The following is a 26,880-nucleotide window of genomic DNA, read 5'->3' on the forward strand; positions in this document are numbered from 1 at the left end:
GCAGGGTGACTATATGAAAAGCAGATACAAGAATATGGTGGTGGCGCTTATAATAACAGGTATTTCGAGTACAAATATTTCATATGCTGAAAATGGCATGGACAGTGTGTTCAAAAGACTTAATAATTTTATGGGAACAACTCACTTTGATTTGGTCAATACACAAAAGACCAATCCTGTTTTGGACCTTGCTATAAGCAGTATAATTGTAAGATACGCACTGGAAGAATTAGATAAGCCTTATGTTTACGGAAGTACAGGACCTCAGTCATATGATTGTTCGGGTCTTACTTATTCTGTCTTTGCAAAAGCAGATATAAGCATTCCCAGAGTATCATCTGATCAGGGCATATCGGGAGAATCAGTTGAAAGAGACCGTCTTATGCCAGGAGATCTTATATTTTTTGACACGAGAAACAGTAACGATGAAACTGATATAAGTGTGGACACGAGTGATATAATTTCACTGTTTCCATCAGATGAACCAGTAGGAGTTGCGGAGTTTGTCCCTAGAAAAGTTACTCATGTGGGTATATATGTAGCTGAAGGTAAGTTTATCCATGCTTCTTCTGGAAATGAGATGAAAGTGGTCATAGCGGATCTTAGCAACAAGTATTATAATCAAAGATATCTTTTTGCAAAGCGATATATATAGATGCATTTTAAGAAGCAAAGAAAGGTAATTTATGAAAATACTCCTTACTACTTTAAACTCAAAGTTTATCCACTCAAATCTTGCGATAAAATATTTGGATGCGATGATAAGAGACAAGGTAGACTCGGTTGTAGAGGAATTTACTATAAATGAAGATATAGAAGATATATTGAGCAAAATAATGATTGGTGGCTACGATATGGTAGCCTTTTCGTGTTATATATGGAACATTGAAAGAACCATGAAAATTGCTGAGAACATAAAAAAAATATCACCGGAGACACTTATACTAATTGGAGGTCCCGAGGTAACATATGATGCAGAGTCTACTTTACAAAGACACGACTTTATTGACTTTATAATAGCTGGAGAAGGAGAAAAAGCGCTTTCGGATCTGGTGGATATCATAAAGGAACCAGAAAGATTTAAGGAAATAACCAATCTGTACTCAAGGTATTCTTCGGAGGATATGGACTTTGAGTCAAGAAGTCTCGTGGTGACCGATCTTTCTATAATCCCGCCCGTTTATCTGGATACAAAAAAAGAAGACATAGAAAACAAAATAGTATACTATGAGACCTCAAGGGGGTGTACTTTCAGCTGCTCTTATTGCCTTTCTTCAACGACAAAAGGCGTGAGATTTTTTGATTACGAGAGAATAAAAGCAGAACTCAGTCATCTTGTTAAGCTGGGGGCCAGGCAGGTTAAATTTGTTGACAGGACTTTTAATTCGGACGAAAAAAAAGCTATTGAAATCATAAGCTTTTTAATGGAAATAGATGATGGTAATATTAACTTTCATTTCGAAATAACGGCGCATCTGCTTCAAAAACCTGTACTTGACCTTATAAAAAAAGCAAGAAGAGGGCTCTTTCAGTTTGAGATAGGAGTTCAGTCTACTAACGACGAAACGCTAAATGAAGTAAGAAGGGCTAATAAATTTGAAGAAGTCAGCAAAAATGTACTCGAAATAAAGTCTTACGCAAATATACATCAGCATCTGGACCTTATAGCGGGACTTCCATACGAAGGACTGACGCGTTTCAAAAAATCCTTTAATGATGTTTTTTCGCTAAAGCCTGATGCCCTGCAGCTGGGTTTTTTAAAGATTTTAAAAGGCAGCCCTATTGAAAACACTATTGAAAAGCATGGATATAAATACAGGTCTTATCCTCCTTATGAGGTTCTAAGCAATAAATATATGACTTACAAAGACATGGATAAACTTAAAACTGTGGAAAACGTACTGGATCGATTTTATAACACAGGAAGATTTAAATATAGCATAGAATATCTTTATGACAGGGTTTATGAAAATACAGGATATAATCTTTTTGAAGATCTGGCAGCAGTAATATCTGATAATAATATAAATACTATAAAAAAAGAAGAAGAATTTCGAGCTATGAAGATACTGGGAATGAACCGGGTCTCTAAGGAAAATTCAAATCCGGATTTCAATATTGACTTTTTTGTGGAGCTGTTGAGATTGGATTATATCAATATGGGTAGAAATCCCAATATTCCGGCCTTTCTTACTAAGAAAAATGAAGATGAAACTGAACGCGAACTTAAGGAGTTTATATTTGAATTTACCAGAAATCAGGAAAATCTCATACAGCTTGGCTTTAAAGAAGATGTTCACTATAAAGATGCATATAAGAAAATAAACTGGTCAATATTTGAATATGATATGGTACAATATATATCAGAGATCAGAAAACCTGGTGTCGTGAATATAAAAAAAGAAAAAAATGTACTGATAGTAAACTATGATTCAAAGAAGGGTCATAATGGTGATTACAAAATGTTAAGGAGACTTTATGAGATCTAATTTAGATAACTTTTTTTTATCGCTTACAGACAAGCTTGTATTTATTGAAATTGAGGATAAGAATATACTAAGGAGATTTGGAGATACTGACAGTGAATTTATGGTTCCCGTATTTTCCAAAGATATAGTAAAGATGGCTACAGATGATGATGCAGGAGTATCCACACTTCAGATAGCAGAGGCTATACTCTATCTTTTGGGAGCAGACAGCCAGTTTAAGTACAACCCTCAATATGTTAATTTTATAAATACAAATATAGAAAAACCAGAAATTCTGGTTTCGAGTCTTGCAAAGAAAAAGTACGAAAACAGGAACTATATAGATGCGCTTGCGTTTCTAAGGGCTGGAATGTTATTGTCAGATGAAAATACAGATATAATATACAATTATGCACATATTTGTAAGGAATACCTTGCACAAGTCGAGGATAAGGAACTAAAAAACCTTCTATTCAAGGAATCTCAGGAATTTTTTGAAGCAGTGCTTGATTTGGACGAAGACAACTTCCTTGCCAATTATCAACTTTCTTTTTTCAAGATAAATCAAGGAGAGATAGATGATGCAATGGAGCATCTTAAAAAAGTTGCACTTAACACTGATGACGGGGAAATAGCACAGGAGGCAGAGAACCTTATTATGAAACTCAATACTGGTGAAATGATAGAAAAAGTCGAAGCATATGTCGATGAGATGAAGCTTGAAGAAGCACTCGATATACTCGAGGAAATGCAAGAGATAACAGAAGATAAAGATCTTATGTATAGGATGAATTATGCAAAGGGATTCTGTTACAAAGCATTTTCTGAATTTGAAGAAGCTATAGAAGCTTATGAAAAGGCTCTTTTGGTAAACAATACCGACACACTTCTTTTGTGTGAACTGGGAATTTGTTATGCATATATAGGAGACTTTGATCAGGCTCTTGAATTCTATATGTCAGCACTCGACATAGAACCTAAAAGCACAGAGATACTAAGTAATATAGCAGTTGTCTATCTCAATATGAAAGATCTTACAAATGCCAAACTTTACATTAAAAAGGCTATGGAGATAGATCCTCATGATGAAATAATAGAGTCAACTCTCAAAGTGATAAGAACAATCGAAGAAACAGAACAATAAAGGAGATACTATGAAAGAACATGGAGTAGTCGTTAGTATTGTTGATGACAAAGCTGTTGTTAATGTAAAACGCCAGTCAGCATGTGGAAAATGTAAGGCCTGTGATATGGGAAAAGGCGATCAAAAAGAGATAAATATAACTGCGAAAAACACATTGGGGGCAAAGGTAAATGATAATGTGGACCTTTTGATTGAAACACCTGATGTGCTCAAAGCAGCTATGATAGTATATCTTATACCCCTTTGTGCACTTTTGGCAGGAATTGCGATCCCAACACTTATAGCTGATTCCAGAGGAGTTGATGGTGAGACCATAAGCATAATATCAGGACTTGTGCTAATGTCGCTGTCATATCTTTTTGTAAGAAGTAAGGACAAAAAACTTAAAGGTACAAATAAGTACGAACCTGTTATTACCGAAATACTTGGACATAATATAATTTAGTCAATTGACTATATATATTTAATAAGATATACTTTAAAAAAATGCCAAATTAGTCTTAATTTGGGTAGGAGGAAGCATGCAGGAAGAAAAAAGAAAAGCGATCGAAAGTACCATGGCAAAGATTGAAAAGGAGTTTGGAAAAGGATCTGTAATGATGCTTGGAGAAAACGCAAAGATGAATCTGGAAGTTATATCCACAGGTTCTTTAGGACTTGATCTTGCCATAGGTATTGGAGGAATCCCAAAGGGAAGAATCGTAGAAGTATATGGACCTGAATCTTCAGGTAAGACGACTGTGGCTCTTCATGCAGTTGCAGAAGCTCAAAAAGCAGGTGGAGTGGCTGCATTTATAGATGCAGAGCATGCACTTGACCCCGCTTACGCAAAAGCCCTTGGAGTCGACATAGACAGTCTTATTATTTCTCAGCCGGACACAGGAGAACAGGCCCTTGAAATAACGGATACGCTTGTAAGCAGTGGTGTAGTAGATATCATAGTAGTGGACTCTGTAGCAGCACTTGTTCCAAAAGCAGAGATTGAAGGAGAAATGGGAGATTCACACATGGGTCTTCAGGCAAGACTTATGTCACAGGCTCTTCGAAAACTGGCAAGCTCTACAAACAAGTCAAAGACTATAATTATATTTATAAACCAGCTTAGAGAAAAAATAGGAATAGTATTTGGAAACCCAGAGACTACTACGGGCGGAAGGGCCCTTAAATTCTACGCTTCTATAAGGATTGATGTAAGAAGAATTGATTCTATCAAGCAGGGAGATCAGATAATCGGTAATAGAACAAGAGCCAAAATAGTTAAGAATAAAGTTGCTCCGCCGTTTAGACAATGTGAATTTGACATCATGTACGGCCAGGGTATATCTAAAGTGGGAGAGCTTGTGGACCTTGCGGCTGATATAGATGTTATAAAGAAATCGGGTTCATGGTATGCTTATAATGACAATAAACTTGGACAGGGAAGAGAAAATGTAAAGACATATTTACTTGATAATAAAGATATAATGGATGAGATAGAAAAGAAAGTAAGAGCTTTCTATGACAAGACAGTGGATGTAGAAGCTGAGCCAGAAAAAGAAGTTAGTAATCAAGAACTTCCTGCTAAATAAGAAAATATAATATAAAAACACACAAAAATACAGGGAAATTTCCTGTATTTTTGTGCTTTTCATTGACAGTTTAAGATATTGATATTAGAATATATATATGTATCCACGTTTTGGATACTTGACTATGGACAATTAAAAGAAAAAATCAGAAAAGGAGGTGGGTAAGATAGACCAGATAATGATAATAATAATAGCACTGCTTATAGCAGTTGTATCAGTAGCCGCAGGTTATATTGTAAGAAAAAAGATAGCTGAAGGCAAACTGAATGAAGCAGAGACAGTGGTTACACGTATGATAGATGACGCAGAGAAAAAAGCAGAATCAGTCAAAAAAGAGAAGCTAGTTGAAGCTAAGGAGGAAGTCCACAAACTTAGAGCTGAAGCCGAGAAAGAATACAAAGAAAGACGAAACGAACTTCAGAAATATGAAAAGAGAGTACTCCAAAAAGAAGAAACACTCGACAAGAAAATAGGTCAGGTGGAAGAAAAAGATAACAGATATAATGACAAATTCAAGAAACTTCAGGAAAAAGAAGAGGATATATCAAAACTTGTAGATGCGCAAATGCAAAAACTTGAAGAAGTATCCAAGCTTACTCTTGATGAAGCCAAAAAAGATATTCTTTCTATGGCAGAAAGAGAAGTAAGACAGGAAATGGCTATAATGGTTAAAGATCTTGAAAGCAAAGCTAAAGATGAAGCTGAAAAGAAGGCCAGAGAGATCGTATCCTACGCAATTCAAAGGTGTGCAGCAGACCATGTTGCCGAAACAACAGTATCAGTAGTTAGTCTTCCTAACGATGAAATGAAGGGAAGAATAATAGGTAGAGAGGGTAGAAATATCAGGACCCTTGAAACACTTACAGGAGTGGACTTTATTATTGATGATACACCAGAAGCAGTAGTTTTATCTGCATTTGATCCAATAAGAAGAGAAATCGCAAGAATCGCACTTGAAAGATTGATATCTGATGGTAGAATACATCCATCAAGAATCGAAGAGATGGTTGAAAAAGCAAAAGTTGAAGTTGACACAATGATCAAAGAAGAAGGAGAAAAAGCTTCTTTTGAAACAGGGGTATTTGGATTACATCCAGAACTCATTAAATTATTAGGTAGACTAAAATACAGAACCAGCTACGGCCAGAATGTGCTAAAGCATTCTGTTGAAATATCTCATTTATGCGGAATTATGGCCACCGAAATTGGTGCGGACCCTAAACTTGCAAAAAGAGCGGGGCTTCTACATGACATAGGTAAGGCAGTTGACCATGAAATGGAAGGAACTCACGTAGAAATCGGTATGGACCTGCTTAGAAGATATAAAGAATCTAAAGATGTAATACATGCAATGTCGACTCATCACGGTGACTATGAACCGCAGTCAGTAGAAGCAGTGCTTGTAACTGCTGCAGATGCAATTTCAGCAGCAAGACCAGGTGCAAGAGGAGAGACACTGGAATCTTACATCAAGAGACTGGAAAAACTCGAAGAAATTTCTAATGATTTTGAAGGTGTTGACAAATCATATGCAATTCAGGCAGGAAGAGAAGTAAGAATTCTTGTTAAACCTGATGATATAAATGATGCAGGTCTTCCACTTCTGGCTAGAGAAATTACAAAGAGAATTGAAAAAGAAATGGAATATCCAGGTCAGATCAAAGTTAATATAATAAGAGAAACAAGAGCAATAGATTACGCAAAATAATCAAAAACTCAAAGATAATCAACTCAAAAACTCAAAGATAATCAACTCAAAAACTTCAATACAGGAACTAATTTCGGTTACAAACTGGAGTTAGTTCTTTTTTTAAGGAGAATATATGATAGCCGAAGAAGAAATAAAGAAATTAAGAGATAAGATTAATTATTATTCAGATCTCTATTATAAAGAAGATGTAAGTGAAATAAGCGATACAGAATTTGATAAACTAATGCTCAGGCTGATAGAACTTGAAAATCAAAATCCTGAGTTTTTAGATATGTCTTCACCTACTCAAAGGGTAGGAGGAGAAGCTCTCAGCCAGTTTGCTTCATATAAGCATGAGAAAAATATGCTTTCTTTGTCCAATGCTTTCTCAAAAGAAGAGATTTTTGATTTTGACAGGCGGGTAAAAAGCCAGGGAATAAGTCCACAATACGTCGTAGAATATAAAATAGATGGACTTTCGGTGTCGCTGGAATATGATGAGGGGATTTTTATAAGAGGAGGGACAAGGGGAAACGGAACAATTGGCGAAGATGTAACCGAAAACCTGAAAACTGTAAAGGATATACCGCTGACTATTCCTTATAAGGGCAAGCTTGTTGTGCGTGGAGAAGTATATATATCAAAGAAGCAATTCGAAAAGATAAATGCGCTCCAGGAAAAAAATGGTCTTAATCTTTTTGCCAATCCAAGAAATGCAGCCGCCGGATCTCTCAGACAGCTAGATTCCAAGATAAGTGCAAAACGGGGGCTGAGCGTATTTGTATTCAATGTAGAAAATGAAATTGAAGCACTAACTCATCACGCAGACATACTTGATTATCTTGAAAAACAAGGATTTAAAGTCAGTCCTGAAAGAAAAAGGCTAAGTTTTATAGAAGATGCATGGGAGGAGATTGAAAATATTGGAATAATAAAAAACAATCTTCCTTTTGAAATAGATGGAGCTGTAATTAAAATAGATGATATTTCTCAAAGGGAAAAACTTGGTTACACATCAAAGACCCCAAAATGGGCCATAGCCTACAAGTTTCCGGCTGAAAAAAAAGAAACTGTAATAGAGTCAATAGAGATTCAAGTGGGAAGGACGGGCGCGCTCACCCCCACTGCAGTACTCAGACCAGTAAGTATATCAGGAAGTATAGTGAGTCGTGCATCGCTTCACAATCAGGACTATATAGATCAAAAGGACATAAGAACAGGTGATACTGTAATAATACAAAAGGCTGGAGAGATAATACCTGAAGTACTTGAAGTGGTTAAAGAGAAAAGGACTGGAAGTGAAATGATATTCAAGATTCCTCTTGTGTGTCCGGTGTGCAATAATCCATCAGTAAGAGAAAAAGGTGAATCAGCCATCAAGTGCGTTAATATATCGTGTCCTGCCAGAGTTAAAAGATCTTTAATACACTTTGTATCAAAAGTAGCTATGGATATAGATAAAATGGGGATATCTGTAGTTAACAAACTATATGATAAGGGGCTGATATCAAATGTTGCTGACATATACAGACTGACGGAAGAAGATTTGCTCAGCCTTGAAGGCTTTGCCGATAAATCATCAAAACGCCTTATAGATTCTATTGAAAAATCAAAATCCAATGAGCTCTACAGACTCATATTTGGACTAGGCATAGATTTTATAGGAGAAAAAGCCTCTAAAACCCTGGCTAAAAATTTTGAATCCATGGAAGCTGTGACTCAGGCGACATATGAAGACTTTAAAGAAATACCAGAGTTTGGAGATGTGATGGCAGGAAGTGTAGTTGACTTTTTCAAGAATGACAATAATTTACATCTTATTGAGGAGTTAAAAGCTCTTGGGGTGAACATGGTTTCATCTAGAAGTGAAAAACCTGATAATAATAGCCTTGAGGGGCTCAAATTTGTGCTTACAGGAACTCTTGAACACTTAAGTAGAAGACAGGCTGCTGATTTTGTGGAATCAAGAAATGGGACTGTTTCGGGCTCGGTAAGCAAAAACACGGATGTAGTTCTTGCAGGTGAAGAAGCTGGGTCAAAACTGAAAAAAGCACAAGATCTGGGAATAAAAGTTATAGATGAAAATGTTTTTTTAGAACTTTTAAAGTGCAAAACTAAAAGTGAGGCTGCAGAATTTCTTGGTATAAATAGATAATCTGGCATCGACTTTCATTATTCGCAATATTTCGAAAAATGAATCAAAAAGCATATATTGAACAAAGTGCTGTCTTCAATCCAAGGACAATCGCCTCAAAAGCTATTGAAATATTGTACGAATCATGTGAATTGCGTGAATTGAAAAATCACTTACTTGTAAAAAATCAAAAAACTGAATAGTCTCACTAATCCGAAAAAAAGAAAAGCTTGAAAAATCAATGAAATACAGTTAGAATATTACAAACAAAATATATTCAAAAAGGAGAATGAGAATATGGGTAAATATGTTGTCAAAAGAGTAATTTCAATGATAATAACGCTTTTTTTCATAATTACATTGACATTTACTATGATGCACACGATTCCAGGAGGCCCTTTTACAAGAGAAAAGAAACTGCCACCTGAAATTGAAAAGGCTATGATGGAGAAATACAATCTCGATCAACCAATTTCAAAACAATATGTAGATTATCTGCTCGGAGCGGTAAAGGGAGATTTTGGTCCTTCTTATACTGCCAAGGGAAGAGAAGTAAGTGACATGATAAAGGATAGTTTCCCTGTATCTGGTCAGCTTGGAATACTTGCAATCATACTTATACTTGTACTTGGGATTCCACTTGGAGTTATAGCGGCACTCAAGCAGGGGACATGGATTGATAAGACTACAATATTCTTTGCAATAATGGGTGTAACCGTCCCGAGTTTTGTGCTCGCAACACTTATGATATACATCTTTGGAGTTAAGATGAAACTGCTCCCTACTTCAAGATGGTCATCGTGGAGACACATGATAATGCCTACCGTTTCACTTGCAGTTGGTTCTATAGCTTATGTAGCAAGACTTACAAGGTCTTCGATGCTTGAGGTTATAAGCCAGGATTATATCAGAACAGCAAGAGCTAAGGGACTTTCAGAGACTGTGGTTGTATTCAAACATGCACTTAAAAATGCTTTAATACCAGTAGTTACATATGTTGGGCCGCTGACTGCGGGAATACTTACTGGTTCATTCGTTATAGAAAAGATCTATGCAGTGCCTGGAATGGGAAGAATGTTCGTTGAAAGTATAAGCAACCGTGACTATACGGTTATAATGGGCGTGACTATATTTTATGCTTTCATACTTGTGCTTTTCATATTTATAACAGATATACTGTATATGTTCATTGACCCTAGAATAAAGATTAACGAATAGGAGGAGCCAGATGGTAGAGTTAAATAAAATGGACTGGGAACTGGTTTCTCAGGAAGAAAAAGACGCAGAAAAAATAGTTAGACCTTCCCTGACATACTGGGAAGATGTATGGAGAAGATTTAGAAGCAACAAGGTTTCGGTAGCATCGGCAGTTTTTCTTGTCTTACTTGTACTTGGGGCAATCTTTATTCCCATGGTATGGCCACATTCATATTCAGACCAGAATCTGATGATGACAAATCAAGCGCCAGGAAATGGTTTTATATTCGGTACTGATGCCCACGGAAGGGACTTGTTTATAAGAGTTGTTTACGGAGCAAGAATTTCGCTTACGGTTGGGATACTGGCTTCTGTAATAAATCTTGTTGTGGGAGTTACTTACGGAGGTATTTCGGGTTATTTTGGAGGGAAAGTCGACAATATAATGATGAGAATTGTGGACATACTTTATACAATCCCTCTTACACTGTATGTAATACTTTTGATGGTTTGGCTAAAGCCAGGTATGACAAGCATACTTGTTGCCATAGGTACTACTTACTGGATTGGAATGGCAAGGATAGTAAGGGGCCAGATCTTTGCTCTAAAAGAGCAGGAATATGTACTGGCAGCCAGAACTCTTGGAGCATCTGACTCAAGAATTCTTTTTAAACATCTTATTCCAAATGCCATGGGCCCGATAATAGTAAGCTTGACGATGTCTATTCCTCAGGCTATATTCACGGAGGCTTTTCTTTCATTCATAGGGCTTGGAGTTTCAGCTCCTATGGCTTCATGGGGAGTTCTTTGCAATGACGTACTAGGAAGTTTTACAATATATCCACATTTACTTTTCTTCCCGGCGCTTGCTCTATGCTTGACAATATTGGCATTCAACTTTGTAGGTGATGGTCTCAGAGATGCATTAGACCCACGTATGCGTAAATAATGGAGGAAATTATGTCAGAAAAAATGCTTGAAGTAAAAGGAATGAGAACCTCGTTTTTTACTCACGTTGGAGAAGTAAAAGCTATAAGAGGAGTAGATTTCTATTTAGATAAAGGTGAGGCTGTAGGAATAGTTGGAGAGTCTGGTTCAGGAAAATCAGTAACTTCTCTTTCTGTAATGAAATTGCTGCAGTTTCCTGGAAAATTAACGGGTGGTGAGGTGCTTTTTGATGGAGAAGACCTTGCAATGAAAACCGATAAAGAGATGCAGGCTATAAGAGGAAATGAAATATCTATGATATTTCAAGATCCTATGACGTCTCTCAACCCAGTTTTTACCATAGGAAATCAGATAATTGAGGCTATAATAAAGCACCAGAAGCTTAATAAACACCAGGCTAAAGAAAAAGCCATAGATATGCTGAGACTGGTTGGCATTCCTTCTCCTGAAAAGAGAATAGATCAGTACCCACATGAATTTTCTGGTGGTATGAGACAAAGAGCAATGATAGCTATGGCGCTTTCATGTGAACCTAAGCTTCTTATTGCTGATGAGCCTACTACTGCGCTTGATGTTACTATTCAGGCTCAGATACTTGAACTCATGAAAGATCTTAAGGACAGACTGAACACATCAATTATACTTATAACCCATGACCTGGGTGTTGTTGCAGACGTATGCAGCAGAATTATAGTTATGTATGGAGGCCTGATAATGGAAGAAGGCACATCTGAAGAAATTTTCTATGAGCCTAAACATCCATACACACTGGGGCTTATGAAATCTATACCTAAGGTGAGTGACAAAGAAAATAAAGAAAGACTGATTCCAATAGATGGAACTCCGCCAGATCTTTTAAAACCACCAGCGGGATGCCCGTTTGCACCACGCTGTGAATACGCTATGAAGGTGTGCATGACTCAAATGCCGGAATATACAAAAACATCAGAGACCCACAGAGCGGCATGCTGGCTATTGCATCCAGATGCTCCAAAAGTAGATTATACGAAAGGAGTAGGTAAAAATGTATAATAAAAACGCAGAAACCCTTCTGGAGGTCAAAAATTTAAAAAAATATTTTGATGCGTCCAGTGGATTGTTTGGAAAAAACAAAAAATATGTTCAGGCAGTAGATGATATATCTTTTGAGCTTAAAAAAGGTGAAACTCTTGGTCTTGTTGGAGAATCAGGATGTGGAAAATCTACTACAGGAAGAACTATAATAAAATTATATGAACCAACTGAGGGCCAGATAATATTCAAAGGCCAAGATATCTCAAAGCTTAAGAAAAGTGAGATGCTCCCATTTCGAAAGAATATGCAGATGATATTTCAAGACCCCTATGCATCTCTTAATACAAGGATGACTGTAGGAGATATAATTGCTGAACCTCTTGAGATACACCAGATGGCTACTAAAGCCGAAATGAAAGATAAAGTACAGCAGCTTCTTAACGATGTTGGTCTTAACCCAGACCATGCTGCCAGATACCCTCATGAGTTTTCAGGAGGACAAAGACAGCGTATAGGTATAGCCAGAGCACTTGCCGTGGAGCCTGATTTTATTATTTGTGATGAGCCTATTTCGGCGCTGGACGTTTCAATACAGGCCCAGGTAGTAAACATGCTTGAAGATCTTCAAAAAAGCAGAGAACTGACATATCTTTTTATAGCTCATGACCTGTCTATGGTTAAATATATTTCTGACAGAATAGGGGTTATGTATCTTGGGAAGATGGTAGAGATAACTTACTCTGATGAACTTTACAAGAATCCACTTCATCCTTATACTCAAGCTCTTTTGTCTGCGATCCCTATTCCGGATCCGGATATTTCAAAGCAGAGCCAGAGGATACTTCTTACGGGAGATGTTCCAAGCCCAATAGACCCACCGTCGGGATGCAGATTCAGGACCAGATGCCCTAAAGCTATGAATATATGCAAGGAACAAGAACCTGAAATGAAGGAACTTGCACCAGAACATTTTTGTGCTTGTCACCTTTATTAAATTATTAATTCTTTAGTATTGAAAAAATTATAATTTTCTGATATTATCAGTATAGGTAAAACTTGATGTTAATTTGTGCTCAGTTTTGAGCACAAGATAATATAAAATAATTTTCGGGAGGGAAAATATGAAAAGAATATTAGCACTAACACTGACTGCTGTATTGGGAATATCGCTTCTTGCAGGATGTTCTTCAGACAATTCAGCTGATGGCTCAGACGTACCACAAAAAGTAGTTCACAACCTTGGTGCAGATCCTGCATCTGTAGACCCTGCGCTAAATGAGGCAGTTGATGGTTCTCAGGTACTTCAAAGTGCATTTGAAGGACTTACAAGAACTGATGCTGATGAGCAGCCAATTCCAGGAGTTGCGGAAAAGTGGGAAGTTTCAGAAGATGGTCTTACTTACACATTCCACCTGAGAGATTCAAAATGGTCTGACGGAGAGCCGGTAGTGGCTTCAGATTTTGAATATGCGTGGAAAAGGGCACTAGACCCTGCAACTGCAGCAGGCTATGCGTATCAGATGTATTACTTATTAAATGGCCAAAAGGCTAATGCAGGTGATGTTTCTATAGACGAGATAGGAGTTAAGGCTATTGATGAGAAAACGCTTGAAGTTAAGCTTGAATCACCTACGCCATACTTCCTTCAATTAACTGCTTTCCCTTGCTATTTCCCAGTAAGAAAGGACATAGTTGAAGCAGATCCAGAAGGATGGGCGCTTAATCCGGAAACTTATATTTCAAACGGACCATTTACTATGACTGAATGGACACACAACGACGTTCTTAGATTAGTTAAAAACGAAAATTACTATGATGCAGAAAACGTTAAAATTCAAGAGATTGAATATGTTATGATAGTTGAAGGATCAACTGCATTCTCTGCATTCCAATCAGGTGAGATCGATTATACTGAGAACGTTCCAGCTGACCAGATTGTTCAGCTTCAAGAAGCTAATGATGCTAACTTTAACATATTCCCTTACATTGGAACATACTTCTACTGCTTCAATATGAATAATGATCTGATGAAGGACGTAAAGGTAAGAGAGGCTCTTTCTCTTGCAATAGACAGAGAAGCTATAGTTACAAACGTAACTAAGGGTGGACAAAAGCCAGCTAACGGATTCGTATCTGAAGGTATAGCTACTTCTACTGGAGAATCTTTTAGAACTCTTGCTGGAGACTACGGAGTACCTGTAAAAGCTGATATAGAAAAAGCTAAGGCTCTTCTTGCAGAAGCTGGATACCCAGACGGAGCAGGATTCCCAGAATTAGAACTTCTTTACAACACAAATGAAGCACACAAATCTATAGCAGAAGCTGTTCAGGAAATGTGGAAACAAAACCTTGGAATCAGCGTAACTCTAAGAAATGAAGAGTGGAAAGTATTCCAGGAAAACCGTAAAAATGGTAACTACACAGTTGCAAGACATGGTTGGATTGGGGACTATGCAGACCCTATGACATTCCTTGAAATGTGGACTACAGATGCAGGAACAAATGATGCGAAATACGCAAGTCCAGAATATGACAAGCTTATAAATGATTCTAAATTTGCAAGTGGAGCAGAAAGAGATACTATCCTTAAGGATGCAGAAGCACTTCTTGCTAAGGATCTTCCTGTAATGCCAATTTACTACTATACAAACCCAGCTCTTATGAGAACTACTATAAAAGAGGCTCCAAAATCATCACTTGGACCAGTATTCTATAGAAACGCATATGTAGAAGCTGCTGAATAATTATTTAAATTTTAAATTATCTAAAATTAAAGCTGCTATCTGATTAAATTCAGGTAGCAGCTTTTTCAGGATTTTTTCTTTGTTATTTTGTAAGTATGTCGATTATCTGCGAATCTGTCGAACCCTGGGTTATGGCAAAGGTTCCTGCCTTGAGCTTTGTTTCTTTGCCTGATGAAACTAGAAGATTAAGGAATTCATCTCCTGATTTTATCAGTCCCTGTTTTTCAAGTGATGATGCAATAGAAGCACTTGAACTCCCTGAAGCTATTTCTATGTTTTTTATTGATGTTGCAGGACTGCCATTGCTCGGCTGAGCTGGAGATGCAGGTTGTTGTGCAGGGGCACTTTGGTCTGAAGCGTCTGTTTCTTTTCCAGGGTCATTTTCTTTAGGAGTATCCTGGTTTGGAAGTTGTTCTTCGTGGATTACTTCATTCATTTCTTTGTACTTGTTTTCGTCGTCTTTTATGTTAAACCATCCATATAGACTGGAGGACACTACTAATCCTACAACTATTACAATGACTGTTGTAAAAAACAAATCACTGTGTTCATAAATAAAGTCTTTCAATTTTTCCATATTTTACCTCACTTTTGTAATAAAACTGTATAGAAAATTCTCCTAAACTATATTATAATACTTATGGGAGCTTTTTTCAATTGAAGGGACAGAAAATATGAAATATATTTTAAAGAGCGGGCACGAACTGATAATAAGGAAAACTATTGATGAGAATGAAGACATTTTCAACCTTATTAAAAAACTTTCTGATGAGAGTGACAATTTCCCTTTTACTTCTGAAGATTTTGGACTGGACTCCAAAAATACAGGTGCTTTTGCTGACTATCTCAACATGAGAGAGAACAGTATTTTCTATGTTGCACAATTGGAAGGCGACATAGTGGGGCTATCTTATCTGGAAGGTGGAAAAAGGGCCAGAACAGCACATTGTGTCAATTTAGGCATTGGCATACTTAATGAGTTCAACGACATGGGAATAGGTACAATTCTTACGAAAGAACTGATAAAGTTTGCATCTGAAGGGGAGTGTATTGCAAAAATTGATCTTCAGGTAAAATCTGACAACTTGAAGGCTATAGCATTATATAAAAAATGTGGCTTTGTGCCAGAAGGAAAAATTTCAAGGGCACTTTTTATAGATGGGGAATTTTATGACTATTTGAGTATGGGACTTATAATTGACTGATAAGGAGACAGAAATGAGTGAAGCTGTAAAAAAAGAGATAATTGAATGGATAAAGGTCATTGTTATAGCGGTTATACTTGCGGGATTAATAACTACTTTCGTAAGGCCTACTCTGGTAAAAGGGGCATCTATGGAGAATACTCTCAAGCAATATGATTATCTTCTTGTAAACAAAATGGCATACAAGTCAAAGCTGCCAGAAAGAGGAGATGTTATTATATTTAAATCTGATCTTATGCAGGACAATGGCAGGCAAAAAGATCTGGTAAAAAGAGTTGTTGCTATTGAAGGAGACCGTGTAGTAATTTCTGAGGGGCAGGTGTATCTTAATGATGAGCTCCTTGAGGAGCCTTACACAAAAGATGGATACACTGACTATGAAATAGACACCATAGTTCCAGATGGCCATGTTTTTGCTATGGGAGACAACCGCCTTGACAGTACTGACAGTAGAGATTCAAGTGTGGGACCAGTTCCTCTTGATGATATTGTAGGAAAAGTTTTTGTAAGGCTCTTTCCCTTTAACAAGATAACTACAAAATTTTAAATTCTCAATATTAATATGTAAAATAAAAGAGAGGCATAGCCTCTCTTATTTAAAATCACTTTAATTAGATTCCAAGGAGCTCATTAATCTTTGCTTCTTCGAATCCCATTATCAGTTCATCATCGATGTAAATAGCAGGAACACCTAAGATTTTCTTCTGAAGAAGATATTTTCTTGCTTCTGGGTCCTTGCTGACATTCTTTTCTTCGTAAGGAATGTTTTTGGAATCAAAATATTCCATAGCATGGTGACAATGTGAACATGTAGAACTTGTATAAATCACAACTTTTTTCATATTAGATTTCCTTTCTAAAATTATCATACTTATATTTTAAATTAAAAACCAATATAAATCTATAGATAATTCAAAAAAACTAAATCTATCTTTTAACAAAAATGTACTATATAGGGAGAAAAATGATGGTTGATAACAAGAGGTATATACTTAGAGATCCTGTGCATCTGGACATTGAATTTCCGCACAAATATTTTGCACTGGTTAATACAAGCGAGTTTCAGAGGTTGTCGAGAATAAAGCAACTGAGCTGTGAGTATCTGGTTTTTCCAACGGCTTCTCATACAAGATTTTCACATAGCATAGGAACTTATCATTTGATGGGGCAGCTGATTGACCATCTGGGTAGGATATTGGCATCATATGGCATTGAAGTTTCGGATGAGCAGCGTGAGCTTGCGCTTTGCAGTGCGCTCCTTCATGATATTGGTCATGGCCCATTTTCGCATACTTTTGAAAAAATATTTGGACTTGGAAGCCATGAAGACTGGACTGTAAAAATTCTGACAGACGAGAATTCTGAGATATACAGAGCGATTTGCGATAATTTTTCGGAAAACTTTGTATCAAAACTGTCAAGTATTTTTGCAAAAGATCCAGACGAGGTGAATGATGATGAGGGAAATATAATGACGCTTATATCTCAGCTCATAAGCTCTCAAATAGATGCTGACAGGATGGACTACCTTCTTCGGGACAGTTACTTTACCAGTATCAGTAATGGTAACTACGACATAAAGAGGATTATTAAATCTCTTGATGTGGTATGCAATGAAGATGGGTTTAAGATATGTGTAAATGAAAAATATATTTCTTCTATAGAGGAATACATCATGGCCAGATATTACATGCATAAGGAGGCCTATCAGCACCCTGTAAAAGTTCAGATGGAAGCAATCCTGGTTAAAGTGTTTGCAAGGGCAAAAGAATTGTATTTGATGGATAAACCTGTATTTGCCGATGATATAATGATAAAACTGTTTAGTACAGATGAACTGACTGTAAGTGAATATACATCTATAGATGACTACTTCATGTATTACCATATAATAAAATGGAAAAATCACAATGATAAAACACTTTCACATATGTGCAGAGCTTTTCTGGACAGAAAAAAATACAAGAGATATAGAAGAAATGAGAATATGCCCGAACTTGCGCTTGCTCTTAATGAAAACTTATATAAGAAAAACAGAGAAAGAATAGACTGGGAAAAGGAATATGGATATATCAAAAAGAGTGTATCTTTTGGAATTTATGACAAGAAAAAAGATAATATATGGGTAAAGATGAAAGACGGTTCGATAAAAGATATATCAGAGGTTTCCTATGTATTTAAGAGTATGGATATGGAAAAACCTTACGAGAGGACAATTGAGTGTTTTTCGCAAGAACTTCTTGAAGATCGTTTTGGAGAATATGTACTTGTGGGAATTTGCTGATCGAAATTTTATATGGATGCAAGCAAGAATATTAAAACAGGCATAAAAAAAGTCCCGAATATTATATTCAGGACTTTTTTGGTGAGACTTTAGATTTTTCTAATTTAAAATTCGGGTGCAAATTTTTCTCCGAGATATTTTAACACGGTAGCTCTTGGAGTGTCAGGCGTTATGGGAATCATTTTATCGGTTTCTTCAAAATAGATATCTATGTTGCAGTCACCATTCTTAAAATGCTTGAGTACGGTTTCTTCGAGTACTCTTCTTGCTTTGATTTTTTCAACTTTTTTCTTTTCATATTCTTTAGTAAAATAATATCCTTTTAAAGTGAATACTTTTGTATAAATATTTGTCATAATTTCCTCCAAAACAAAAGCAGTAATTTAATTAACGTGATTTTTCTGCTGTATTTATATTACATTATACTTAATTACCTGTAAATAAGCTATATTTATTGTTAAATTTTTCAAATTTTGATATAATTGATAATATGAAGATAATTAAAGAACTGAGGAAAATACTATGGATGTAAATAAAATAAATGGACACAGTTACTACATAAAAGGCGGTACCAATACCGGTGTATATGTATTTAAGGATAAATCGGCACTTGTTATTGATGCTGGGCATACGGTGGGAAGGGGCAGGCGCATATGCAGTTCTCTTGAGGAAAATGGGATGAGGGCAAGATATGTTTACACTACTCACGAACATTTTGATCATTACGAAGCTTTTCAGGGTATAAAACAGACGGCGCCACATGTAGAATTAATTGCACATGAAATGGCAAAGCCTTATATAGAGAATCTTTATATTGGAAAAGCTTATCTTGTGTCATCGGCTCCCTCAAAATTTCAGGGAAAAAGAGCGGATGAGTCGGTTAAATACTTTAATGTAGACATATCTGTGAAGGATAAGCTAATAATAAAGGATAGAGAATTCGAAATTCATCATGTACCAGGGCACTGTATGGGGCAGGCAGTGATAATAACTGATGACAGGGTGTGTTATCTTGGAGATTCGGTATTTGACAGGACAATAATGGCTAAATACGATATGCCTTTTTTGTACAGCATAGATTATCAGAGGGAATCTCTTGATAAAATAAAAAATCTGGATTTTGATTATGGTTTGATTTCTCATTCAAAAAATGTGTATAACAAAGCTGAAATAGACAAAATAATAGATGAAAATGTGGAAGTTCTGGACAGATATGAATCTGACATAATTGAGATAGTAAAAACTCCAATTACCAGAGAAGATATCCTCCAGCAGTTGCTGGTTATAAATGAAATCGAATGTAACTTTGAAACATATCATTTTAATTATTCAACTATGGGGGCTTTTCTTACCAGCCTGGCTGACAGGGATATGATAGATTATATTTATGACCAGGGGAAAATATTTTATTACGGCATATAGAATTCGTAAAAGACATTGCAGGAGGGGAATATGGAATATAGAGAGTGGAAAAGGATATTATTACCTTATGAATATGCAGTAGAAGAATTAAAGGTTAAATTTAAAAATGTCAGAAGAGAGTTTCAAAACAAGGGCGAGTATTCACCCATAGAGTTTGTAACAGGAAGGATAAAAAAAGTTACTTCAATTCTTGACAAGGCAAAAAATTTGAATATGGATACTGATAAGATATGTACAGAAATGGAAGATATAGCAGGTCTTCGGGTTATGTGCCAGCTTGTTGATGATATATATACTGTAGTTGATATAATACGTTGTAGAAAAGATATGGAAGTACTTTATGAAAAGGACTACATAAAAAATTACAAAGAAAGCGGATACAGGAGTTATCACATAATTATAAAATATCCGGTAGAGACTATAGAGGGATCAAAAGAAATACTTGCAGAGATACAGATAAGGACACTTTCAATGAATTTTTGGGCTACCATAGAGCACTCTCTTAGGTATAAATACAATAAGGAATTGCCACATGATCTAAGCGTGAGATTAAGGCGGGCAGGCGATGCGGCATTTACACTTGACAAAGAGATGAGTGAGATAAGAGAAGAAATTGTAAAGGCTCAGGTAACATTTGGACTTAAGTCGCTTGCAGTAAAAGAATCCGTTGATGGAATTCGTCTTTTGCATAAAATGGGTTATAAGCAGGATGCCATAATATTTCAGGAACAACTAGATGTAATAAATGAAGTAGATAATATGGATGCTATAGCTGTACTTCAAGGACAAATTGATGATATGATCAATGATATAAAGCAAGGATTAAGAGTGAAAAAATAATTTTTTACTCGAGAAAGGATAATATGTCAGTATATGCAATAGGAGATTTACACTTGTCATCCAATGAAGAGAAACCAATGGATATTTTTGGGTGGATAAATCACAAAGAAAAGATATTCAAAAGTTGGAATGAACTGGTTGCAGATGATGACATTGTGATAATAGCGGGAGATACTTCATGGGCACTTAAATTTGAAGATGCCAGAGCAGATCTGGATCAAATAAACAAACTCAAAGGCAGAAAAATCATTATTAAAGGCAATCATGACTATTGGTGGCAGTCTCTGACGAAAATGAAAAAAAACTATCCAGAGATTGAGTTTTTGCATAATAATCATGTTATAATAAATGATTATATATTTTATGGGACAAGGGGCTGGATATGCCCCAATGATACAAAATTCACTGTTGAAGATGAAAAAATTTATAACAGGGAAACAGAAAGACTTAAATACTCTTTGGATTCATATAAAGGAGATTCTTCAAAATTTAAGAAATTTGTAATAATGCATTATCCCCCTGTAAATGACAAGCACGACGATTCTGAAGTATTAAAGATACTCAGGGAAAACAATATAGACTACATGGTATATGGTCATCTGCACGGAGAAGAGTCATTTAGTTCAGTGTTTGAAGGATTACAAGGTGGAACTTATTTTCACCTTGTATCATGTGATTATCTTAATTTTAAGCTTAAAAAAATACGCGACTGATGCAAGGAGAAGAGGGAGTTATGGAAAATAAAATAAAACCAGGCAATTTTATAAAAAATATTGTAATAGAAGATTTAAAAAACGGAAAGCACAAAAATATACTTACAAGATTTCCGCCTGAACCTAATGGATACCTCCATATAGGTCATGCAAAAGCTATTACACTTAATTTCGAGCTTGCAGATGAATTTGGAGGAAAGACTAATCTAAGATTTGATGATACCAACCCTGAGAAAGAAGATGAAGAATACGTACAGTCGATAATGGAAGATGTAAAATGGCTGGGATTTGAATGGGACAATCTATTCTGGGCTTCAGATTATTTTGATATAATGTATGAAAAAGCCAGGCTTCTTATAAAAAAAGGAAAAGCTTTTGTATGTGATCTTAGCCCTGAAGAAATGAGAGAATACAGAGGAACTCTGACAGAACCAGGCAAAAATAGTCCTTTCAGAGACAGGGGCGTAGAAGAAAACCTTGAACTTTTTGAGCAGATGAAATCTGGTGAATTAGCTGATGGAGCCAAGGTGCTTAGAGCAAAGATAGATATGTCTTGTGCAAATATAAATATGAGAGATCCAATAATATACAGGATTGCAAAAGCGACTCACCATAATACAGGAGACAAATGGTGCATATATCCTATGTATGATTATGCACACCCACTTGAAGATGCTATCGAAGGAGTTACTCATTCTATATGCACCCTGGAATTTGAAGATCACAGACCTTTTTATGACTGGGTAATAAGAGAGTGTGAAATGCAAGCCGTTCCTCAGCAAATTGAGTTTGCGCGTCTTAACATAACAAACACAGTCATGAGCAAGAGAAAACTTAAAAAGCTTGTAGATGATGGAGTAGTCGATGGGTGGGATGATCCAAGGATGCCAACCCTGTCAGGGCTTAGAAGAAGAGGTTATACTCCAGAATCAATAAGAACTTTTTGCAATGAAATAGGAATTTCAAAATCTAACAGTACAGTAGATGCCCAGTACCTGGAGCATTTTATAAGAGAAGATCTAATTAAAAAAGTCCCTAGAACCATGGCGGTGCTCAGACCACTCAAAGTAATTATTACAAATTACGAAGAAGGCAAAACGGAGTATCTTGAGGCAGAAAACAATAATGATGCACAAGAGGACATGGGAGTAAGGATGATACCTTTTTCCAGAGAAATATATATTGAGCAAGATGATTTTATGGAAAATCCGCCTGCTAAATATTTCAGACTTTTCCCTGGAAATGAAGTAAGGCTAAAGCATGCGTATTTTATAAAATGTAATGAAGTCATTAAAGATGATGACGGAAATGTTACACAGATACACTGCACATACGATATAGAAACAAAAAGTGGAAGTGGATTTACAGGAAGAAAGGTAAAAGGAACGCTTCACTGGGTAGATGCAAAAAAATCTTTACCTGCAGAGATAAGAACTTTTGAGCCTATACTTCTTGATGAAGAAGACGATGTTAACCCTAACTCACTTGAAATCCTTCAAGGGTATGTAGAAGAAGGGCTAAAAAATTCAGAAGCAGAATCCAAATATCAGTTTTTCAGACATGGTTATTTTAATGTTGATCCCAAATTTGCAAAAGAAGGAAAACTTGTGTTCAACAGGACTGTAGCGCTGAAAAGTTCATTTAAGTTATAAAGAGGGAAATAAATGCAAGATATAAATGTTCAAATTGTAGATGTCCTTAAAAACAAAGGGCTTACCCTGGCCGTGGCAGAATCTCTGACTGGCGGCCTGGTATGTGCAGCTATATGCCAGGTACCTGGTGCGAGTGAAGTGCTGCTAGAGGGAATAATATCGTATACAGACGAGTCAAAGCGGACAAGACTTGGAGTAGATAAAAAGACTCTGAATGCTTATAGTGCGGTGAGTTTACAAGTAGCTGAGGACATGGCAAGAGGAGTGAGGAAAAATCTTTCTGCAGACATAGGCATTTCCACTACCGGAGTTGCAGGTCCAGGGGAAATTGATGAAAATGGGAATCCAAAAGGTCTTGTATATATTGGAATATCAACGAGTGAAGAAACGACCGTCAGTAAACATATATTTGAAGGAACAAGAAATATTATAAGAGAAAAAGCAAGAGATGCTTGCCTGGACAGACTTTATGAAATGTTAAATGTTAGATGAAAAGGAGCGAAAAGAGCATGATAGATTTTAGAAGCGATACGGTTACACGTCCGACCCAGAGGATGAGGGATGCAATGTACACGGCAGACGTGGGCGATGACGTTTATGGTGATGATATCACTGTAAACCAATTTCAGGAATATGTTGCGCACTTATGTGGTATGGAAGCCGCACTTTTTGTACCCAGTGGAACATTTTGCAACCAGCTTGCACTTTTTACTCACTGTAACAGAGGCGATGAGATTATCCTTCCAGATGAATGCCATATAGTTCAGCATGAGGCTGGTTCAGCAGCAATAATTTCAGGTGTTAATATGAGAACTCTGCAAACATATAATGGAAAAATGGACCTGGACAGACTTGAAAATGCAATAAGAAAAGAAGAAAATATTCATTATCCGGAAACTAAGCTAATATGCCTTGAAAATGCATTTTCTGATGGGAAGGTAGTGGATCTTGATTATATGAGAAGTGTAAAAAAAATAGCTGACAAATATAATCTCAAGATTCATCTTGACGGGGCTAGGTTTTTTAATGCAGTTACTTCTCTTAACTGCGATATAAGAGATATGACCGAGAATGTAGATTCTCTTAATATATGTCTTTCTAAAGGGCTTTGTGCGCCAGTAGGATCAGTCCTTGTGGGAAGCAAAGAATTTATCAAAAGTGCCACTAAAAAGAGAAAAATAATGGGCGGAGGAATGAGACAAGTTGGAATACTTGCTGCCGCTGGACAGATTGCAGTAAAAGAGATGAGATTAAGACTGGTGGAAGACCACGATAATGCCAGATATCTTGCAGAAAGACTAGAGATTATATCGGGAATAGAAGTACTCAAGAACAAACTTGATATAAATATGGTGTTTTTCAAGATAAGAGATGAAAAATTAAAAAGATATTTTACAGAAGAAAACTTTGCCAAATATGGCATTATAATAAATCCTGAAGAAGACGGACTCTTCAGATTTGTAACTCACTATTATATAAGCAGAGAATCAATTGATGAGACTATAGATCTGATTATCAGGCTTAAAGAGAAATCTCAGAGATAATTATTTGATTGTGGGGGGTGCAGATATGAAACATGCTTTATTTGCCTATAATCCAGTTTCGGGGAATAGATTTGTTTCTAGAAATATGGATTTCATAATAAAAAAATTACAAAGCCTGGATGTATTATTGACTGTTTACAGGATACCAGAGAATGATGCAAAGCTCAAAGATATCATGAACAAAGAGTACGATTTTATAATAGCTTCTGGTGGAGATGGTACCTTGAGTCATATTGTACAAGTTATGCTTGAAAACAAACTGGATATTCCTTTGTTTGCTCTTGGGACAGGAACGAGTAACAATTTCACCAGAAGCATAGATCTTTCAAAAAGCATTAATACAGAATCTCAGCTCGAAGATATTATAGAAGAAGTATATAATGGAAAAACGATTATGGTCGACGCAGGCATAGTTAACAAAGAAAGAGTATTTCTTTCTTCTCTTGCAGGTGGAGCCTTTGCAGATACCTCATATACCACTGACAAAAATCTTAAACTGGTAATGGGATCACTTGCATATTACTTGAAACCTTTAACAGAACTTACGACGCTAAAGGCATATGATATAGAGATTACAGCAGATGATAAAACATACCAAGAAAAGGCTTATATGTTTATTTTGCTTAACGGCAAGAGTGTAGGAAACTTTACTAATTTCATTGATACTGGCAATATTTCAGATGGTATAATGGAACTTATAATAATCAAAGAGAGTACAGCTATTGAAATAGCAAATCTTTTCTTTTCGGTAATGAAAGGTGAAGATATAACAAGGCACAGTAACGTGAAACTTGTGCGTGGAAACAAATTTTTAATAAATGCTCATAAAGACATGATGGTAAGCCTTGACGGGGAAAAAGGACCACAAATGCCTCTTTTTGTAGAGGTAAAAAAAGAATGTCTGAAAATTTTTGTGCCGAAAAATTTTGAAAATTAGGGGTGTATATCAATGGATTACAGTGAATTTGATTTTAAATCCTATACAGATGATGTGAGAATAACCTGCTACAAATTTATGCCTGAAAGTAAAGCAAAAGCTATAATACAGATGTCTCATGGGATGTCAGAAAAAGCCCTGAGATACACTCCTGTAATTGAGAGTCTTGTATCTGAGGGTTTTGGTGTATATATAAACGACCACAGAGGACACGGGAAGTCAGCTCACAAAAAGTTCGGATATATGGGAGAAGGCGATGTTTTTCTTAAGATGGTAAGAGATATGCGAAGCCTTAACCATATATTGACCAGGGAAAACCCTGGGGTACCAGTAGTATTACTTGGACATTCAATGGGGTCTTTTTTATCACAGAGATATATACAGATTTATCCAGAAACCGTGGACATGCTCTTGCTTTCTGGAAGTAACGGAAAAAACCAGATTCCAGTATCCAAAGCAGGGAAAATTGTTGCAAGGATTATGATGATTGCGCTGGGAACTGAAAAAGAGGCTGATTTTATAAGGGATGCTCAAGACTTGTTTTTTAATAAAAAAATAAGGAACAGAAAAACTAAATCCGACTGGCTGACCACTAAGCAATCAGAGGTAGGAAGGTACGAGCAGAGTAATGACATGGGTTTTAGCTTTACAACCTCAGCATATTATTATCTTTTTAAGGGGATAACTCAAAATTTTAACAGCAGAAATTTAAAGATAATCCCAAAAGAAATGCCTTTATTTATTTTTTCAGGAGATCGGGATCCTGTAGGTGATTATGGAAAAGGACTTGAAAATCTGGAGCATATGTACAAGCGAGCTGGCCTTAAAAATGTAGTTCTTAAACTTTATAAAGACAAAAGGCATGAAATTTTTAATGAAGTTAACAGAGAAGAAGTAATAAAAGATGTGGCAGAATTCATAAGTTTGAATCTGCCACATAAAATTTAATACATGTACCGAGAATTCCCCCTCCGCTAAACTACCTTTCTCGTCTTAACGAGAGTGAAGGCGGTGGGATGAATCGGTTTATGAATGTTTAGAACACTTCTGCAGGGGTATAATATAATCAGTCGTAATAGGAAAGGATACTTATAATATGGATAGATTAGACAATAATGCACATTCAGTATTTTCCTTATACTATCATCTGGTTATGGTTACTAAATACCGGAGAAAAGTGTTTGATTCGAAAATTTCAGACAGAGCTAAGAACATATTTGAATACATTTGTCCAAAGTATAATATTACACTGCTGGAATGGAACCACGACATGGATCATGTCCACATATTGTTCAAATCACATCCAAACAGTGAAATCAGCAAATTCATAAATGCATATAAAAGCGCAAGCAGCCGATTGATTAAGAAAGAATTTC

Annotated in this window: 27 protein-coding genes; 24 read left to right on the forward strand and 3 right to left on the reverse strand. The window is 36.2% G+C overall.

Going from position 1 to position 26,880, the window contains the following annotated elements; genetic code table 11:
- The first annotated feature begins 13 nt into the window (after nucleotides 1-13).
- The 12 genes from G558_RS13250 (at nucleotide 14) to G558_RS0111735 (ending at nucleotide 14,907) form a co-directional block, all read left to right on the forward strand.
- Nucleotides 14-655, forward strand: a complete 642-nt coding sequence (locus tag G558_RS13250) for a C40 family peptidase (protein WP_051188675.1) — start codon at nucleotides 14-16, stop codon at nucleotides 653-655.
- 31 nt (nucleotides 656-686) lie between these two features.
- On the forward strand, nucleotides 687-2,489 hold the full coding sequence (locus G558_RS13255) for a B12-binding domain-containing radical SAM protein (protein WP_051188676.1): 1,803 nt from the start codon (nucleotides 687-689) through the stop codon (nucleotides 2,487-2,489).
- Nucleotides 2,479-3,612, forward strand: coding sequence for a tetratricopeptide repeat protein (locus tag G558_RS0111690; protein WP_028830294.1), 1,134 nt, complete (start codon nucleotides 2,479-2,481; stop codon nucleotides 3,610-3,612). The genes G558_RS13255 and G558_RS0111690 overlap by 11 nt, the downstream gene beginning before the upstream one ends.
- A 10-nt stretch (nucleotides 3,613-3,622) precedes the next feature.
- Nucleotides 3,623-4,057, forward strand: coding sequence for a SoxR reducing system RseC family protein (locus tag G558_RS0111695; protein ID WP_028830295.1), 435 nt, complete (start codon nucleotides 3,623-3,625; stop codon nucleotides 4,055-4,057).
- Nucleotides 4,058-4,133: 76 nt separating this feature from the next.
- Nucleotides 4,134-5,180 carry a recombinase RecA gene (gene recA, locus G558_RS0111700; RefSeq protein WP_028830296.1) on the forward strand — a complete coding sequence of 349 codons (1,047 nt, stop codon included), beginning with the start codon at nucleotides 4,134-4,136 and terminating at the stop codon, nucleotides 5,178-5,180.
- Nucleotides 5,181-5,358: 178 nt separating this feature from the next.
- Nucleotides 5,359-6,888: a ribonuclease Y gene (gene rny, locus G558_RS0111705; RefSeq protein ID WP_036931952.1), complete on the forward strand. Its 1,530-nt coding sequence runs from the start codon at nucleotides 5,359-5,361 to the stop codon at nucleotides 6,886-6,888.
- Between the two features lie 115 nt (nucleotides 6,889-7,003).
- A complete protein-coding gene (ligA, locus tag G558_RS0111710) occupies nucleotides 7,004-9,025 on the forward strand; it encodes an NAD-dependent DNA ligase LigA (protein ID WP_028830298.1) in 2,022 nt (673 codons plus the stop codon).
- A gap of 276 nt (nucleotides 9,026-9,301) precedes the next feature.
- Nucleotides 9,302-10,222 (forward strand): ABC transporter permease, encoded by a 921-nt coding sequence (locus tag G558_RS0111715; RefSeq protein ID WP_028830299.1) that lies wholly within the window; start codon nucleotides 9,302-9,304, stop codon nucleotides 10,220-10,222.
- Nucleotides 10,223-10,232: 10 nt separating this feature from the next.
- The gene (locus G558_RS0111720) at nucleotides 10,233-11,150 is read left to right on the forward strand and encodes an ABC transporter permease (RefSeq protein ID WP_028830300.1); all 918 of its coding nucleotides are present in this window, start codon (nucleotides 10,233-10,235) and stop codon (nucleotides 11,148-11,150) included.
- An 11-nt stretch (nucleotides 11,151-11,161) separates the two neighbouring features.
- The gene (locus G558_RS0111725) at nucleotides 11,162-12,181 is read left to right on the forward strand and encodes an ABC transporter ATP-binding protein (protein ID WP_028830301.1); all 1,020 of its coding nucleotides are present in this window, start codon (nucleotides 11,162-11,164) and stop codon (nucleotides 12,179-12,181) included.
- Nucleotides 12,174-13,157, forward strand: a complete 984-nt coding sequence (locus G558_RS0111730; RefSeq protein WP_028830302.1) for an ABC transporter ATP-binding protein — start codon at nucleotides 12,174-12,176, stop codon at nucleotides 13,155-13,157. The genes G558_RS0111725 and G558_RS0111730 overlap by 8 nt, the downstream gene beginning before the upstream one ends.
- Nucleotides 13,158-13,284: 127 nt before the next feature.
- Entirely contained in the window at nucleotides 13,285-14,907 is a 1,623-nt protein-coding gene (locus G558_RS0111735) for a peptide ABC transporter substrate-binding protein (RefSeq protein ID WP_028830303.1), read from the forward strand.
- An 82-nt stretch (nucleotides 14,908-14,989) separates the two neighbouring features.
- Here G558_RS0111735 and G558_RS0111740 read toward each other — a convergent pair whose 3' ends face one another.
- Nucleotides 14,990-15,484, reverse strand: coding sequence for an endolytic transglycosylase MltG (locus tag G558_RS0111740; RefSeq protein WP_028830304.1), 495 nt, complete (start codon nucleotides 15,482-15,484; stop codon nucleotides 14,990-14,992).
- 97 nt (nucleotides 15,485-15,581) lie between these two features.
- On the opposite strand from G558_RS0111740, the gene G558_RS0111745 reads away from it, so the two are divergent.
- Both G558_RS0111745 and lepB read left to right on the forward strand, forming a co-directional pair.
- Entirely contained in the window at nucleotides 15,582-16,112 is a 531-nt protein-coding gene (locus G558_RS0111745) for a GNAT family N-acetyltransferase (RefSeq protein WP_051188677.1), read from the forward strand.
- A gap of 13 nt (nucleotides 16,113-16,125) precedes the next feature.
- A complete protein-coding gene (gene lepB, locus G558_RS0111750; protein WP_028830306.1) occupies nucleotides 16,126-16,659 on the forward strand; it encodes a signal peptidase I in 534 nt (177 codons plus the stop codon).
- Nucleotides 16,660-16,723: 64 nt separating this feature from the next.
- Here lepB and G558_RS0111755 read toward each other — a convergent pair whose 3' ends face one another.
- A complete protein-coding gene (locus G558_RS0111755; RefSeq protein ID WP_028830307.1) occupies nucleotides 16,724-16,954 on the reverse strand; it encodes a glutaredoxin family protein in 231 nt (76 codons plus the stop codon).
- Nucleotides 16,955-17,079: 125 nt separating this feature from the next.
- Between G558_RS0111755 and G558_RS13260 the strand changes: the two genes are divergently transcribed.
- A complete protein-coding gene (locus G558_RS13260) occupies nucleotides 17,080-18,396 on the forward strand; it encodes an HD domain-containing protein (protein ID WP_036931954.1) in 1,317 nt (438 codons plus the stop codon).
- Nucleotides 18,397-18,500: 104 nt separating this feature from the next.
- Here the strand turns inward: G558_RS13260 and G558_RS0111765 are convergent, their stop codons facing one another.
- The gene (locus G558_RS0111765; RefSeq protein WP_028830308.1) at nucleotides 18,501-18,752 is read right to left on the reverse strand and encodes a hypothetical protein; all 252 of its coding nucleotides are present in this window, start codon (nucleotides 18,750-18,752) and stop codon (nucleotides 18,501-18,503) included.
- 166 nt (nucleotides 18,753-18,918) lie between these two features.
- Between G558_RS0111765 and G558_RS0111770 the strand changes: the two genes are divergently transcribed.
- From G558_RS0111770 to tnpA, 9 genes are all read left to right on the forward strand, one after another.
- Nucleotides 18,919-19,818 carry an MBL fold metallo-hydrolase gene (locus G558_RS0111770; protein ID WP_028830309.1) on the forward strand — a complete coding sequence of 300 codons (900 nt, stop codon included), beginning with the start codon at nucleotides 18,919-18,921 and terminating at the stop codon, nucleotides 19,816-19,818.
- A 30-nt stretch (nucleotides 19,819-19,848) separates the two neighbouring features.
- On the forward strand, nucleotides 19,849-20,658 hold the full coding sequence (locus tag G558_RS0111775) for a GTP pyrophosphokinase (RefSeq protein WP_028830310.1): 810 nt from the start codon (nucleotides 19,849-19,851) through the stop codon (nucleotides 20,656-20,658).
- 23 nt (nucleotides 20,659-20,681) lie between these two features.
- Nucleotides 20,682-21,371, forward strand: a complete 690-nt coding sequence (locus G558_RS0111780; RefSeq protein WP_028830311.1) for a metallophosphoesterase — start codon at nucleotides 20,682-20,684, stop codon at nucleotides 21,369-21,371.
- Between the two features lie 20 nt (nucleotides 21,372-21,391).
- The gene (locus G558_RS0111785) at nucleotides 21,392-23,023 is read left to right on the forward strand and encodes a glutamine--tRNA ligase/YqeY domain fusion protein (protein ID WP_028830312.1); all 1,632 of its coding nucleotides are present in this window, start codon (nucleotides 21,392-21,394) and stop codon (nucleotides 23,021-23,023) included.
- A 12-nt stretch (nucleotides 23,024-23,035) separates the two neighbouring features.
- Entirely contained in the window at nucleotides 23,036-23,515 is a 480-nt protein-coding gene (locus tag G558_RS0111790) for a CinA family protein (protein ID WP_028830313.1), read from the forward strand.
- Nucleotides 23,516-23,532: 17 nt separating this feature from the next.
- Nucleotides 23,533-24,567 carry a low-specificity L-threonine aldolase gene (gene ltaE, locus G558_RS0111795; RefSeq protein WP_036931955.1) on the forward strand — a complete coding sequence of 345 codons (1,035 nt, stop codon included), beginning with the start codon at nucleotides 23,533-23,535 and terminating at the stop codon, nucleotides 24,565-24,567.
- Between the two features lie 25 nt (nucleotides 24,568-24,592).
- The gene (locus G558_RS0111800) at nucleotides 24,593-25,504 is read left to right on the forward strand and encodes a YegS/Rv2252/BmrU family lipid kinase (RefSeq protein ID WP_051188678.1); all 912 of its coding nucleotides are present in this window, start codon (nucleotides 24,593-24,595) and stop codon (nucleotides 25,502-25,504) included.
- Nucleotides 25,505-25,516: 12 nt separating this feature from the next.
- Nucleotides 25,517-26,452 (forward strand): alpha/beta fold hydrolase, encoded by a 936-nt coding sequence (locus G558_RS0111805; protein ID WP_028830316.1) that lies wholly within the window; start codon nucleotides 25,517-25,519, stop codon nucleotides 26,450-26,452.
- 148 nt (nucleotides 26,453-26,600) lie between these two features.
- A partial coding sequence (tnpA, locus tag G558_RS13785) for an IS200/IS605 family transposase (RefSeq protein WP_028830317.1) occupies nucleotides 26,601-26,880 on the forward strand: 280 nt, incomplete at its 3' end.

This window comes from Proteocatella sphenisci DSM 23131 (genome assembly GCF_000423525.1).
GTDB classification, from domain to species: domain Bacteria; phylum Bacillota; class Clostridia; order Peptostreptococcales; family Filifactoraceae; genus Proteocatella; species Proteocatella sphenisci.